The 11,968-nt window shown below is 68.7% G+C and carries 11 protein-coding genes and 4 pseudogenes; 6 read left to right on the top strand and 9 right to left on the bottom strand.

From position 1 onward, the window contains the following. The 5 genes and pseudogenes from AC5L30_RS10580 to AC5L30_RS10560 form a co-directional block, all read right to left on the bottom strand. Positions 1-264, bottom strand: a pseudogene (locus AC5L30_RS10580) (aromatic-ring hydroxylase C-terminal domain-containing protein). 226 nt (positions 265-490) lie between these two features. Then, positions 491-823 (bottom strand): annotated as a pseudogene (locus tag AC5L30_RS10575) (transposase); the annotation flags it as partial. 70 nt (positions 824-893) lie between these two features. Continuing rightward, positions 894-1,535: a hypothetical protein gene (locus tag AC5L30_RS10570; RefSeq protein ID WP_494866811.1), complete on the bottom strand. Its 642-nt coding sequence runs from the start codon at positions 1,533-1,535 to the stop codon at positions 894-896. Then, complete coding sequence (locus AC5L30_RS10565; protein WP_494866809.1) at positions 1,532-2,281, bottom strand: hypothetical protein; 750 nt, start codon at positions 2,279-2,281, stop codon at positions 1,532-1,534. The genes AC5L30_RS10570 and AC5L30_RS10565 overlap by 4 nt, the downstream gene beginning before the upstream one ends. Next, positions 2,278-2,991, bottom strand: coding sequence for an ABC transporter ATP-binding protein (locus AC5L30_RS10560; protein WP_494866807.1), 714 nt, complete (start codon positions 2,989-2,991; stop codon positions 2,278-2,280). The genes AC5L30_RS10565 and AC5L30_RS10560 overlap by 4 nt, the downstream gene beginning before the upstream one ends. A gap of 349 nt (positions 2,992-3,340) precedes the next feature. Between AC5L30_RS10560 and AC5L30_RS10555 the strand changes: the two genes are divergently transcribed. Continuing rightward, positions 3,341-3,949, top strand: a complete 609-nt coding sequence (locus tag AC5L30_RS10555) for a sensor histidine kinase (RefSeq protein WP_494866805.1) — start codon at positions 3,341-3,343, stop codon at positions 3,947-3,949. Beyond that, the gene (locus AC5L30_RS10550) at positions 3,946-4,611 is read left to right on the top strand and encodes a response regulator (protein WP_494866803.1); all 666 of its coding nucleotides are present in this window, start codon (positions 3,946-3,948) and stop codon (positions 4,609-4,611) included. Before AC5L30_RS10555 ends, AC5L30_RS10550 begins: the two co-directional genes overlap by 4 nt. A gap of 644 nt (positions 4,612-5,255) precedes the next feature. On the opposite strand, the pseudogene AC5L30_RS10545 reads toward AC5L30_RS10550, so the two are convergent. Together AC5L30_RS10545 and AC5L30_RS10540 are read right to left on the bottom strand one after the other, a co-directional pair. Further along, positions 5,256-5,441: pseudogene (locus AC5L30_RS10545) on the bottom strand (CorA family divalent cation transporter); the annotation flags it as partial. Between the two features lie 335 nt (positions 5,442-5,776). Continuing rightward, positions 5,777-7,390, bottom strand: coding sequence for an FAD-binding oxidoreductase (locus AC5L30_RS10540; RefSeq protein WP_494866801.1), 1,614 nt, complete (start codon positions 7,388-7,390; stop codon positions 5,777-5,779). 254 nt (positions 7,391-7,644) lie between these two features. Here AC5L30_RS10540 and AC5L30_RS10535 point away from each other — a divergent pair, with 254 nt between their 5' ends. The 3 genes from AC5L30_RS10535 to AC5L30_RS10525 all read left to right on the top strand — a co-directional run bounded on the left by AC5L30_RS10535 (position 7,645) and on the right by AC5L30_RS10525 (position 10,682). Then, positions 7,645-8,904: a glycoside hydrolase domain-containing protein gene (locus AC5L30_RS10535; protein ID WP_494866799.1), complete on the top strand. Its 1,260-nt coding sequence runs from the start codon at positions 7,645-7,647 to the stop codon at positions 8,902-8,904. A 641-nt stretch (positions 8,905-9,545) separates the two neighbouring features. Further along, on the top strand, positions 9,546-10,325 hold the full coding sequence (locus tag AC5L30_RS10530) for a LysR family transcriptional regulator (protein WP_494866798.1): 780 nt from the start codon (positions 9,546-9,548) through the stop codon (positions 10,323-10,325). Further along, positions 10,326-10,682 (top strand): RICIN domain-containing protein, encoded by a 357-nt coding sequence (locus tag AC5L30_RS10525; RefSeq protein ID WP_494866797.1) that lies wholly within the window; start codon positions 10,326-10,328, stop codon positions 10,680-10,682. A 209-nt stretch (positions 10,683-10,891) separates the two neighbouring features. Here the strand turns inward: AC5L30_RS10525 and AC5L30_RS10520 are convergent. Next, positions 10,892-11,059, bottom strand: a pseudogene (locus AC5L30_RS10520) (transposase); the annotation flags it as partial. A 28-nt stretch (positions 11,060-11,087) separates the two neighbouring features. Here AC5L30_RS10520 and AC5L30_RS10515 point away from each other — a divergent pair. Continuing rightward, entirely contained in the window at positions 11,088-11,270 is a 183-nt protein-coding gene (locus AC5L30_RS10515; RefSeq protein ID WP_494866796.1) for a transposase, read from the top strand. Between the two features lie 84 nt (positions 11,271-11,354). On the opposite strand, the gene AC5L30_RS10510 is transcribed toward AC5L30_RS10515, so the two are convergent. After that, positions 11,355-11,954, bottom strand: a complete 600-nt coding sequence (locus AC5L30_RS10510; protein WP_494866795.1) for a TetR/AcrR family transcriptional regulator — start codon at positions 11,952-11,954, stop codon at positions 11,355-11,357. Positions 11,955-11,968: the final 14 nt, after the last annotated feature.

Below are 11,968 nucleotides of genomic sequence, written 5' to 3'. Positions count from 1 at the left end.
TCAGGCCGGATGGCCGAACCAGGTGCCGAGCGCACGCCCCAGCGCGGCGGTGTCGAAATCCAGATCCTGCGCGGTGGGCACGGCCCAGGCGACGCAGCCGTCGGGCCGAATCAGCTACGCGTCGACGTCCACCCGGTCCGTGCGGGCGGTGACGGTGTTGACCCGTCCGGTCCACGCGGCCGCGGCGTCGCGGACCTCCGCGCGGTCGGCGAGGCCCAGCAGAAGCACACGACCCTCACGCAGCAGGTCCGCGGATCGGATCACCAGGTGGCGACGTGCGGACCGGGCCGCTCCAGCGCTTCGTATCTGGCAAGGCCCGGCCGAACACGATGAGAGCGCGGGGCGGATTTCCGGCACCACGCCCGAGCCGGCAAGGCAGCGATGATCAAGTCGTCGGCGCGGCCCGGCCCATCGTGGTGGTGATCATGTCCTTTGCGGCCGGTCGCGACACGCAACCCGCATCCCGATGTTCCCACCAGACTCACCGTCCGCCGGCAGTGCCGGAGTACTGACGCTGCACCTCCGCTGATCGGGTGTCCTTCTTGGGGAAGCCGGTGTCGTCGACGATCAACACACCAGCTGGGTCGCTGAGATGCTCGACGACGTCGTCACGGACCGCGTTGGCGTCCCGGTCCGCCCACCGCAACAACCGCTGCATACCGTCCGGCGACACATGCCCGGCCTGCTCCGCGAGGGTCCAGCCATTCTTCCGGCCCAGGCCCGACACCAGACCGCACAGGTACTGACGCGCCCGCCGCCGCGGCTCCGACCGGCGAAACCGGGGCCCGATCCGAGCATGCAGGCGGTCCAGCTCCCCTGCCACCGGTCAACATCTACGTCCGTCACAGGCAGACCAACGAACACGAACCGATTCGCCTACCGCCGTTGCAGGATTAAGCGTCGCGACGGCGGAAAGTGACAGCGGCAAACGTTAGTACGGAGAGTGTCCATGTGACCGTGGCGGCGGCACCGCGGGTCGGGTCGAGGGCAGCCGTGTCCGGCAGATAGGCGGCGTTGGTGCAGCTCCGAGCCCGCAGCAGCGGGCCTGCGATGAAATACAGACCGAGCAGCAGAACCACGGCGGGCACTGCACGGCGAACGACGCTGGCGACTGCGGCCCCCAGCAGCGTGGTGAGCGTCAGGTAGGCCGTCGCGGCCGGCATCCAGGTGCCCGCACCGCCCGCAAGGGTGCTGGTGGCCGCTGTCACGGCGGCCACCGGAAGCGCCACCACAGTCAGCGCGACGGCCTTCACCGCCTGCAGTGGCAGGCGCCGGGGCATCGCGAGCAGCGTGGTGCTGATTTGGCCGGACTCCTGGTACTCGGACGCGGCCGCGAGCACGCCGAGCACCAGGAAGCCGGCCTGGGTGTAGCCGAGTGGGGCCAAGGCGGCGACCTCGCCGAGCGACTCACCGTGGAACTCGGCAGATGCGTACACGTACGTCAGCAGCAGGTTGGCGGTCCAGGTCAGTAGTGCGGTCAGGCGCAGCGACGGCAGGGTCAGCAGTTTGCGCAGTTCAGCGCGGGCGGTGTTCATACGTCCCGCCGCTGAAACAGGACCGCGCCGACCGCGAGTAACGCGATGACCCAGGCCGTCATCACCAGGCCGGCGGTCACCGGGGCGATCTCGACGGGGAAGCGCGCGCTGCCGATGAACATCTGCGCTCCGACGATGTCCGGCAGATAGGAGGCAAGGTCGGTGACCTTCGTCAGCAGGTACGACACTGACACGACGGAGCTGTTGATGATCAGCAGCGTCAACGGCACGATGCCGTTGCGAGTAATCAGCGCGATCGCATACGCCAGTAGTGCGGTCAACGTCCAATAGAGGATCGCGGCGACGACTCGGGCCGGTGCGGGTGCCGGCGCGTGTTCGCCGTACAGCACCTGGGTGAGGGTGAGTGTGGCGGCTGTGGTGACCGCCGCCTGGGCCGCGACGACCAGCACGAGCGCGGTGGCTTTCGCCACGAGCAGACGCAGCCGGTCGGGAACTGCGGTGAGCGTCGCGGTGAGCTGGCGGGCGCCGGGGGCGTCCCGACCGGTGGACGTGTATTCGCTGCTCACCACGATCACGCCGAGGACTATCGGACCGATCAGGCCGATACCTAGGTCGCGTAGGCCCAGGTCGGACGTGTCAGTGAGAGTGCCGGCGGCGATCGCGCGGCGGGTGTAGGGCGCGTTCAGCAGGATGACCACGGGTGCTATCAACGTACCGAGAACCAAGCCGACCCAGGCGGTGGGCAGGCCGAGCAGCTTACGGAGTTCGGCGCGGACCGGGCTCACCACGGGCCACCGGCCTCGGTAGCGGTCAGCTCGAAGAAAGCGTCCTCGAGCGTTCGATGATCGCCGATGACGTCGGCCAGTCCGCCCTGGATCACGATCCGGCCCTTGTCGATCACGATGACGTCGTCGGCGATCTCGGCCAACTCGCCCATCAGGTGGCTGGAGAGTAGGACCGTGCGGCCTTGCGCGGCGCTGTCCCGGAGGAATTCCCGCATCCAGCGAATCCCGGCCGGGTCGAGACCGTTGACCGGTTCGTCGAGGACCAGCACCGCAGGATCGCCGAGCAGCGCGGTAGCGAGCCCGAGCCGGCGGCTCATGCCCAGGGAGAAGCGGCCGGCGCGTTTCCGCGCGTCGCCGGTCAGGCCCACGACCTCAAGGACCTCGTCGGCACGGGAGTCGGGCAGACCGTTGCTGGCGGCTACCCAGCGCAGGTGCGCGCGGGCCGTGCGGGCCCGGTGCGCACCGCTGCCGTCGAGCAGCGCGCCGACAGTCAGGAGCGGACGGTCCAGTTTCTGGTAGCGGCGCCCACAGATCAGCGCGGTCCCGCTCTGGGGGCGGTCCAGGCCGAGCAGGATACGTAACGTCGACGTCTTCCCGGCACCGTTCGGCCCGAGAAAGCCGGTGACCCGGCCGGGTTGGGCCTCAAAGGTGACCTCGTGCAGGATCTGGGTCCTGCTCTTGGTCTTACTGACGCGATCGATCGTGATCATAAGCCCAGTCAACGCAGGTTCCGGCCCTCGCGCATCGGACCGTTCTCGGATCCCGACGGCCGGGTCGGCCCACAGACCGTCAGACCCTGGTCTGAGAACTACAGTCGGGGTGGTGAACGCCCATCCGCGCCCCTCCCGGCGGTCCACGGCCGTGCCGGCGGCTGCCGCGGTGATCAGCGTTCTGGTGATGTCCATGTGCACGGTCGGCGCGCAGGGCCCGTTCGCGCTCGTACTGCCACCGCTGATAGTCGGTGGCGCTGTCGCGGCTGCGCTATGGGCTGTGCGGCGGTCACGCGCCGACCGAACCGCCTACGAATCACGGCTGACCGCCTGGGCGGCATCCGAGGCGGTGCTCGCCGAGCGGTTGCGGATTGCCCGCGACCTGCACGACATCGTCTCGCATGGCTTGGGTCTGATCACGGTCCGCGCGGCGGCCACCCGACATCTACCCAAGCCTGCGGAGGTCGAGGCGGCGCTCACCGACATCGAGGAGGCGAGCCGGCACGCCACAGCCGAGCTACGCCGCATGCTCACGGTCCTGCGCGAGCCGTCGGCCGCCAGCCGCCGTGCGCCCGTGGACAACCTCGACGACTTGCCCGGCATCGTGCACGCGGCGTCGCTCGCCGGGCTTCGGCCACGGCTGACGATCGAGCCGCTCGGCCCGGTATCGCAGGGTGTGCAAGTCGCCGTCTGCAAGACCGTGCGGGAGGCGCTCAGCAACGCGGCGCGGTACGCGGGACCGACGGACGTAGGGGTGCGGGTGTATCGGGACGGAACATCCGTGGTGGTCACGGCGGCGGACACCGGCCCAGTCGACGAATGGCGGGCATCGCCGGGCGCTGGACACGGGCTGGCCGGGTTACGGGAGCGGGTAGGCAGTCTCGGCGGAACGCTGTCGACGGAGCGGGTCGACGCGGGCTTCCGCGTCACCGCGAGGATCCCGGACGAGGCGGTGTGAACGACATCCGCGTACTGCTGGTGGACGACCAGCCGCTGCTCCGACACAGCCTCGCCATGATCATCAACAACGAGCCGGGCCTGACTGTCGTCGGCGAGGCCGGCGACGGCGCACATGCCGTGTCGTGCGCCCGCACCACCCGCCCCGACGTCATCCTGATGGACGTACGGATGCCGCACCTCGACGGCCTCAAGGCCACCCGCCGCATCTGCACGGACCCGGCACTGTCCACCGCCCGCGTCCTAGTCCTGAGCATGTTCGAGCTCGACGAGTACGTCTACGAGGCACTGCACGCGGGCGCGTCCGGTTTCCTGCTCAAGGACGCCCATCCCGAGGAACTGATCGAGGCGATCCGCCGCACTCACCGCGGTGAATCGCTGTTCGCGCCGTCGATCCTCACCCGGCTCGTGGCGCATTACGTCGCAGCACCACGGCCGGATAGGCCGTCGCCGAAACTGCGGCGGCTGACTGGCCGCGAGGTGGAAGTGCTGACACTGATCGGCGGCGGCTTGTCGAACGACGAGATCGCAACTGCCCTGGCTATATCGGTGAAGACGGTGAAAACGCACATCACGCACCTGATGGCGAAGCTGACCGTTCGTGATCGAGCACAGCTGGTGATCGCGGCGTTCGACGCGGGGCTGGTGCGGCCACGCCCCTAACCGGAACACGGTGGTCTCTCTGCTCGATTGTCTGGCTCCGACACAAGCAAATCTGCCCGCTTCGCACTGTTTCAGTGTCGGTGCTCGCCTTCCCCTCTTGGCGGCCTGCCACGACCACCCGCGTTCGTGAAGGATCCGCCAGGTGGTCTAGACGCTGATCGCCGTGACGTACCGGCCCGACCAGGTATTCGCGCAGCCTCGACAGTGAATCTATCGGAGGTCTACGGTCATCTCCCCAACAACGATGGCACGTTCAACGACCGACCGCTCGACCGGTTTCTCGCCGGCGTCGACCCGCAGCGCCACGTCTGGTTGATCACTGCGGCCAGCCGGACAGCGGGCTTTGTGATGACAACCCCGACCGCAGCGTTACAACCCCGGCGTCGAAGCGTTCTGGTCGAAGGTTGCGACCCAAGTCCGTGGGAGCACATGGGAGATCCACGACGGGCCCACTCCCGAGACACGGCCCCCGATACCTTCATCAGCTTCACCACCTCCGGGTAGTCCAGGTCGCCTCGAGTCAAGGGCTGCGCCCGGCCGCACAGGGGCCCGGTCGCCCTCCTCAGGCAGCAATTCTCATGGACCGCGCCGAGGCACCTGACGGCTGCCCCGATGGTGGTCCGCACGTCGAGGGGGTCGTTTCGTCACAGCCAGCAGGAGCGGCGGAAGAGGCGGTACAGGGCGAGGGCGGCGGCGGCCATGAGAGCAAGGGCATAGAAGTAGCCGTATCTCCAGGTCAGCTCGGTCATCTTGGCGAAGTTCATGCCATGGATTCCGGCGATCGCGGTCCGCACGGCGGCGATCGCGGCCCAGGAGGCGATCTTGCGCATGCGCGCCGCCACTCATCCCCTCCCCGAAGGAATCGTCTGCGACCAGGTCTCCTACCTTGTCTCGCGGATCACCCTGCGCCGCACCCGCAGCCCAGCATGCCCACCTGGCGTAAACGGCTGTTCATCGCTCTGGCTGACAACGCCGCCAACCACACCGAATTCCTGCACCTGCCGGAGGACCTCACCATCGTCCTCAGCGCCGAAGCGCCCGTCTAGACGCCGCCCCGGGACGCCTTACAGATGACACTCAACCGGCAGGTCATTGCCTCGACGCCATGGTCACGAAACCGCGACACCGCTCCAGCGCGCGCTGAACCACGAGGTTCGGCACCATGTCAACGTCGAACGGCGGGATCGATGAGGACGCCGGGGTTGAGGATCCAGGACGGGTCGAGCGCGCTCTTGGCGGCGCGCAGTGCGAGCGCGATCGGGTCTGGACGCTGTCGGTCGTACCACGGTCGGTGGTCGCGGCCGACGGCGTGGTGGTGGGTGATGGTGCCGCCGGCGGCGAGCAGCGCGTCGGAGACGGCATGCTTGATCTGGTCCCACTGGGTGAGGGTGGAGCCCCAGCGGCCGGTGGCGTACACGCCGAAGTAGGGGACGGGGCCGTCCGGGTAGACATGGGTGAAGCGACAGGTGATCACACCGGTCGCGGCGACGGTGCGGAGCGCCTCGCCGGCCGCGTCAAACACAGCGGCGCGCAGGGCGGGGAATTGGCTCCAGGTGCAGGCGGTTTCGAACGTCTCCACGATCATCGACCGGGCGGCAAGCGCGTCGCGCTGGTACGGCATCCGCAGGAACGCTGACCGCCAGGCGGCGGCGGTCCCCTGCCGTGGGCCGGACCGGTCGTCGCTGCGGGATGACTCCGGCAGCGTTGCGCCGTGATCGCGGCACAGCTCGACGGCGCGGTCCAACCACGGGGCGACCGGATGGTCGGCGGACTCGAATCCCAGGACAAGCACACCGCCGGTGGTGGCGGTGCCGGTGTTGAGGAGCGCCTCCGCCGGGTCGAGCAGTCGACAGTTGCTCGGGTGCAGACCGGACTGGGCGACGACCCGGGTGGCGGCCACCGCTGCGTCGTAATCAGAAAAGTGCACCGCGACGCCCGCCCGCCAGCGGGGCCGGTCCTGCAGCCGCATCCATGCCTCGGTGATGACGCCGAGGACGCCCTCGGAGCCGAGGAACAGCCGGTCCGGAGACGGCCCGGCGCCGGAGCCCGGCACCCGACGCGACTGGCTGATGCCCGCCGGGGTGACCACCCGCAAAGATTCCACCAGGTCGTCGATGTGGGTGAGGACGGTGGCGTAGTGACCGCCAGCGCGGGTGGCCAACCAGCCGCCCAGCGTAGAGAATTCGAACGACTGCGGGAAGTGCCGCAGCGTGAGGTCATGCCGCCGGAGCTCGCCTTCCAGCGCCGGACCGAACACGCCCGCCTGGATGCGAGCGGCCCGGCTGGTCGAGTCCACCTCCAGCACCCGGTCGAGGCGCCCAAGGTCGAGACTGACCACCGCCGGGTACGCGTCACCCAGCCGCGGCTCCACACCGCCGACCACGGACGAGCCGCCGCCGTAGGGGATCACCGCGACGTCCTGGCTCCCGCACCAATCCAACACGTCGAGGACGTCCTGCTCGGTCACCGGCCGGACCACCAGGTCCGGCGGGTCGCGGACATCCCCATGCAGGTTGCGGACGACATCCCGGAACGCCTTGCCGTGGGTGTGCGCCGCCCGGTCGACCGGATCCGCCGAACACAGCCGTACGAGTGACGTCGGCGCATCGATCCGTGGCGGACGCAGACTGAGTTCGGCCACCGGCGGCGCAACGTGTTCGGTCAGGTCAGCGTCGGGCAATAGCGTACGCACCCGGTTCTGCAGCGCCGTGGCCTCCGCGCCGATTACCGCGTCCTCGACGTTTCCCCAGCCCCACCACGAACGGTGTTTCCCGGCCACGCGGCCTCCCGCCGTCCACCATCGGCTGATCGACTCTCGCGGACAACGTACTCAACGACCAGACCCGTGTCGATGCGGTCGCGTGAGCAGCGGGATTGCTTGCGACTGCGAAGCCGCCCTTCAGGTCGGCGCGCGTGCAGTCGCCATCCGGCAGGACCCTGTCGCCATGTCTATTGCCGTCCGTCGATTCGTGGTAGAAATCTTTCGGGCTGTCCGCTCCTCGGCTAGATTTCCTTCCTCAGGAGGTGGCGACGATGAGAACCGTTGCCGGCTGGTTGGTGGGTCTCGCCATTGCCGCCGAAGTCGTGGTGCTGGCCGCCCCGACTGCTGCGGCCGCGACGCTCGCGCAGGCACCGACCGCTGCGACGCTGCCGGCCGCCGGTCCGCAACCCGGCACCTTCACCGGCCGGGGATTCGACACCTGCGCCGCCCCGTCACAGTCCGCAATGAACGCGTGGCGAGCCAGCTCGCCCTACGGCGCGATCGGCATCTACATCAGCGGGGACAGCCGCTCCTGCTCCCAACCCAACCTCACCGCGACCTGGGTTGCCAACCAGATCACCAGCGGATGGCGGCTACTTCCCATCGAGCTGGGATACCAGGCGCCGTGCGGCACCCGCACGCCAAAGATGTCCGCCGATCCCACAACCGCCCGGTCACAAGGCGTCGCCGCGGCGAACAGCGCCGCAGCTGCCGCCCAGGCACTGGGCATCGGCAGTACGAGCACCATCTACAACGACATCGAGCAGTACCCGTCGAACACGTCGTGCCGAGCCGCCGTGCTGTCGTTTCTGTCCGGCTGGATCGAGCAACTGCACGTGCGCGGGTACCTCGCCGGCATGTACTCCAGCGGCACCTCCGGCATCAAGGACGTCTGCGACGCGTACGACAACCCGAACTACATGCGACTCGACCAGATCTGGATCGCCTGGTGGAACGGGGTGGCTGACACGGACGCCGGAAGCTACTGCGCCGACGCTCACTACGCGAACCACCAACGCCTGCACCAGTACGTCGGCAACGTCACCGAGACGTGGGGCGGCGTGACGATGAACATCGACCGCAACTACCTCGACGTGAAAGTCACCCAGACCCCGCCGCAGCAGTGGACCACAACCATCGACAACAGCACCACGGGCGGGTTCACGGCGAGCAGCGGCTGGGGCACGTCGGCCTACTCTGCCCAACGGTTCGGTACCGACTACCGGTTCGCCAGTCCGGTGACGTCCAGTGACGTCGCCTGGTACCGGTCGACCATCCCAGCGACCGGAAGCTACGAGATCTCGGTCTGGTACCCGGCCGACGCCGGCTACAACAACGAGACGCCCTACCTCGTGGCGACCACCACCGGGAGCAGATCCGTGTCCGTCGACCAGCGGGTCAACGGCGGTCGGTGGGTCTCGATCGGCGTATTCACCCTGGCGGCCGGCACGGGCAACAAGGTCGGTGTGAGCCGCTGGACCAGCGGCACCGGATACGTCGTCGCCGACGCGGTGCGAATCAGCCGCGTCTGAGCTCGCTCACTGGTCGGTAGCCCCTAGATTCCGGTTCGGCTCGTCACTGGACTGGCGCGGCAGTCGGCACGGGCCGCACCTCTGCGCCAGGCCGGGCACCGACCCCGCACGGTCAAGGTCCGATGCCACACGAGGCCAAGACCACTGATTGGTCTTCGCTGGAGCGGCCCTGGTCCTGGTCCTGGTCCTGGTCCTGGTGTAGCTTGTCGCGACGACCGCCCGGCTTGCCACGACGACGCCGACCGGCCGGCCAGGTGCGCGCCCTGATCGCACACGAACCGCCGATCCCGAAACTCCTGGTTGACAGTGAGCAGTGGCGGGCGAGGTTCCAGGAGGTACCCGACACCTGCCACAGCCTGGGCACCGGGCCGCGACGCAGAGGTCCATCGTCACGGACCGGCGAGGGCGGCTGGGGTACACCGGCGGCCCCCCACCCGCTCAGGGGCGAACAGCGCGAGGAGCTCGGCAGGATGCTGTCGCCCCCGCGGGCGGCGCAACGCCACAGTGCTGCACCCCTGGCCGGAGCCGCTGCCCACATCCTGGTCCGGCCAGCTGGAGCGGCCGGAGCCGCTGCGGTAGGTGCAGGTGAAGCCGAACGTGGTCGTGGAGATCGAAGCTGACGTGGCGTTCGAGCACCAGCGATGGCACCACCGCGTCCGCTCGGTGCTCTGCTGTTCGACCGTTCGACCCGTACCGTCCGGCTCACCCCGCTCGGCCAACCGCTGCGCGACGACCTACGACCCGTCTACGCCGGCCTGCTGGACAGCGTCGAGCGGGCCCGGCAGGTCGCTCACGGCATCACCGGCACCCTCCGCGTCGGCATGATCCCTTTCAACACCTACGACATGCGCCCGTTCTGGGACACGTTCCGCCGTCAGCACCCGCAGTGGACGTTGCAGATTCGCCGCGCCTCGTTCGTGAACCCGTTCGCCGCACTGCGGTCCGGAGACCACGACATCCTCGTCGCCTGGCTGCCCGTCGACGAACCGGACCTCACGGTGGGGCCGGTCCTCTTCGGCGACCGGCGGATCCTGGCAGTGTCAGACGATCACGAGCTGGCCCGTCGACCATCCGTGTCGCTGGAGATGCTCGCCGACTTCCCGAACGGAATGGGGCAACGCCTGCCGAACTACTGGGAAGACGCGTACCTGCCGTTCCAAAGCCCACGCGGCCACACGATCGAGTGCGGCGCATTCGTCGCCAACAGCGACGAACTCATCCACCTCGTCGCCCTCGGCGACACGGTCCAGGTCTTCCCCGTCCACGTCACCGACCACTGGGCCCTGCCGGACGTACGGTGGCTACCCATCACCGACCTGCCCCGCCTGGACTACGCCCTGATCTGGCGCACCGAGACCGAAACCGAGATCATCCGAGCGATGGCTCAGATCGTCGGCGACCTGGGTCCGCTGTTGCGCTAGGTGTACGGGGCCACTGTCATCCAGTGGCCGTGGACCGGCGCGGCCAACCAGCAGTGGCGGCTGCTGCCCAACAGCGATGGCTCGTTCCGGCTGTCCGGTGTCAAAAGCGGGAAGGTCCTGGACAGCCCAGGTGGCTCGGGCCAGGGCGCGGCACTCGTTCAATGGGCCGACAACGGCGGACGTAACCAGTGGTGGAATCTCGTACCGGCGACGACCAGCGGATACCACCGGTTCGTCAATGTGAGCAATGGCTGGTGTGTCGGGGTCGAAGGCGGCTCCACCGCGGACGGCGCCAGGGTGGTCCAGCAACCGGTCAGCGGCGAAATCAGCCAGGAATGGCAGATCCTCGATGCCTGAGACAGGAGGTCAGAGGCACCGGTCGCAGCGGCTTCGGCAATGGGCCCGCCAGACTTCCGGTTGGCGCCCGCCAGTCTTCGACCTCGGCTGCGGGGACCGGCCCGGCCAAGAGGGTACGTCTGACCTTGAGGGGAGCACCCGTCAGTCGATCGCCTCTTGCGCGCCGACTCCGCAGGGGCGATGGCGCGAACGGGACGAGAGCGGCCTCCGATCTTCTCGGCGGTGCCCAAGTACTGCCGTTGCACCCCGACGGTTTGCACGCCCTTCTTCAGATCACCGGTCTCGTCGATCAGCAGCACCCCGTCCGGGTGCCCGAGGTGTACCGCGACGAAATCCCGCACATCGACGCGGACTCCGGCGTCGTCCCACCTGGCCGCCTGCCTCATTGAAACGAGCTTCGCCAGGGTGCTGGCGGTTCTCGAGCCGTTGCTGCCTGCGGGAACGGACCGTGATCGGCCACGCAGATGGACCGTCAGAGTGATCATCGACGGGATCCGGTGGCGGGTGCGGACCGGGTCATCCTGGCGGGGTGTGCCCGCGGTGTGTCGGCGTGGCAGACCCTGTATCTCAAGTCCCTCTTCGTGCTGAGATCTTCCCGCCGCACGCGTGCACATCCAGGCCCATCCCGTACGAGTCCCTGGTTCGCCGGCAGCCAGGGAGATCTCGCGGCGGTCAGCGCGCCGGCCAGGCGGCCATGGCCAGTTCCGCAGTATCGGTGAGTTCCGCCGCCGTGGCGCCATCCCGGGCGCGCTGGGACATGCCGTGCATGACGGCCGTGAAATACGCGGCAAGCTTGCGGGGGTCGGCTGTCGCCGGTAGTTCGCCCTCTTGCCGGGCGGTTGTCAGGCGCTTCTCGAAGGTGCCGACGCTGGCGTTGCGCAGGTCGCGCATGTAGGTGGCGACATCGGTGTCGGCTGCGGCCGCGCTGCAGAGCAGGTTTCCGGCCGGCGTCTCGGGGTCGGTGTACATCGCCGCCGCGTCGAGCAGGATGCGGCGGAAAGCATCGAAGGCCGTCGGCTCCCTGGCCATGGCGGCCCAGATGAACTCGCCGGCCGGGGAGCGACCGTACGCCTCGATGACTTCGTTGAACAGGGACCTCTTGTCGCCGAACGCCGCATAGAGGCTGCCGGGCCGGATGCCCATCTCCCGGGTCAGGTCGTTGATCGAGGTCCCCTCGTACCCGTTCTCCCAGAACAGGCGGGTGGCGGCCGCCAGTGCCGCCGCCCGGTTGAAGGTCGGCGGCCGGCCTCGCCGTACCCCTGGTGTGTCCATGACCCCCATTCTAG

Source organism: Micromonospora sp. BQ32, from assembly GCF_059358895.1.
The sequence above is the reverse complement of the archived record's forward strand: the minus strand, read 5'-3'. Positions and strand labels throughout refer to the sequence as shown.

Bases quoted from the DNA above. Each gene is read 5' to 3' on its own strand.
- AC5L30_RS10530 (WP_494866798.1), top strand. From the start codon at position 9,546: ATGGCACCACCGCGTCCGCTCGGTGCTCTGCTGTTCGACCGTTCGACC.
- AC5L30_RS10535 (WP_494866799.1), top strand. From the start codon at position 7,645: ATGAGAACCGTTGCCGGCTGGTTGGTGGGTCTCGCCATTGCCGCCGAA.
- AC5L30_RS10510 (WP_494866795.1), bottom strand. From the start codon at position 11,954: ATGGACACACCAGGGGTACGGCGAGGCCGGCCGCCGACCTTCAACCGG.
- AC5L30_RS10570 (WP_494866811.1), bottom strand. From the start codon at position 1,535: ATGAACACCGCCCGCGCTGAACTGCGCAAACTGCTGACCCTGCCGTCG.
- AC5L30_RS10560 (WP_494866807.1), bottom strand. From the start codon at position 2,991: ATGATCACGATCGATCGCGTCAGTAAGACCAAGAGCAGGACCCAGATC.